Raw genomic sequence first — 1,115 nt, 5'->3', positions numbered from 1 at the left:
ACCAGGGGCGCAGCGGGGCGCGGTCCGACTCCGGGATGCCGAGCATCTCCGCGATCACCGCGACGGGGAGCGGTTCGGCCACGTCCGTCAGCAGGTCGCCGCCGCCCTTCGCCACCAGGCCGTCCACCAGCTCGCCCGCCAACCGGCTGACGTACGGCTTGAGTTGCTCGACCGTGCGGGGAGTGAACGCCTTCGAGACCAGCCGCCGGATGCGGGTGTGGTCCGGGGGCTCCAGGTCGAGCATCCCGTGGTCGTTGAGGGTGTGGAAGGGCTCGTGCTCGGGCGGGGGTGCCGTACGGCCGAAGTCCTCGTGGGTGAAGCGGTGTTGATAGGTGCGGCCGAGGCGGCGGTCGCGGAGGAGTGCCGAGACGTCCGCGTGGCGGGGGACGAGCCACTGGTCGGTGGGCGCGTAGTACGTGACCCGGCCCCGGTCGCGCAGCTCGGCGTAGGCGGGGTACGGGTCGGACACGAACGCCGGGTCCCAGGGGTCGAAGGCGAGGTCGTCAGCAGCAGCCATGGACGGACGCTAACCGGTGGACGCGCTGCTGACCAGGGGCGACATGAGGTGACCTGGGGTGTCCTTGCGGTCTCCTTGCGGTCTCCTTGGGGTGGCACCCAACCGTCCGCCGCTGATCAACGTCCCCTCGAAGTCCGCCCACACCCCGGCGGGAGACCCGTCCCTAGCCCGGTCGCACCAGCCTCGCCTCGTACGCGAACACCGCCGCCTGCGTACGGTCCCGCAGTCCCAGCTTCACCAGGATCCGGCTGACATGGGTCTTGATCGTCGACTCGGCGACCACCAGCCGCTCGGCGATCTCCCCGTTCGACAGGCCCTGCGCGATGAGGACCAGCACCTCCGTCTCGCGCTCGGTCAGGTCGCCGTACGCCCCCGGGTGCGCGGCCGGCAACAGGCGGGGTGTCTCGGACAGCTTCGAGAACTCCGTGATCAGCCGTCGGGTGACGGAGGGGGCGAGCAGCGCCTCGCCGGCCGCCACCACCCTTACCCCGTCGGCGAGTTGGCGTGCCGAGGCGTCCTTGAGGAGGAAGCCGGAGGCTCCCGCCCGCAGCGCCTGGTACACGTACTCGTCGAGGTCGAAGGTGGTGAGCACCAGCAC

1 protein-coding gene and 1 pseudogene are annotated in these 1,115 nt (G+C 71.1%); both read right to left on the bottom strand.

Translation table 11 applies throughout. From position 1 onward, the window contains the following. Window positions 1-517, bottom strand: a pseudogene (locus ACFWI9_RS34675) (cytochrome P450); the annotation flags it as partial. 163 nt (window positions 518-680) lie between these two features. Next, on the bottom strand, window positions 681-1,115 hold a 435-nt coding region (locus tag ACFWI9_RS34670), incomplete at its 5' end, for a LuxR C-terminal-related transcriptional regulator (RefSeq protein ID WP_387169373.1).

Origin of the sequence: Streptomyces sp. NPDC127084, from assembly GCF_042724175.1 — a bacterium.
Taxonomy (GTDB): domain Bacteria; phylum Actinomycetota; class Actinomycetes; order Streptomycetales; family Streptomycetaceae; genus Streptomyces.
The sequence above is the reverse complement of the archived record's forward strand: the minus strand, read 5'-3'. Positions and strand labels throughout refer to the sequence as shown.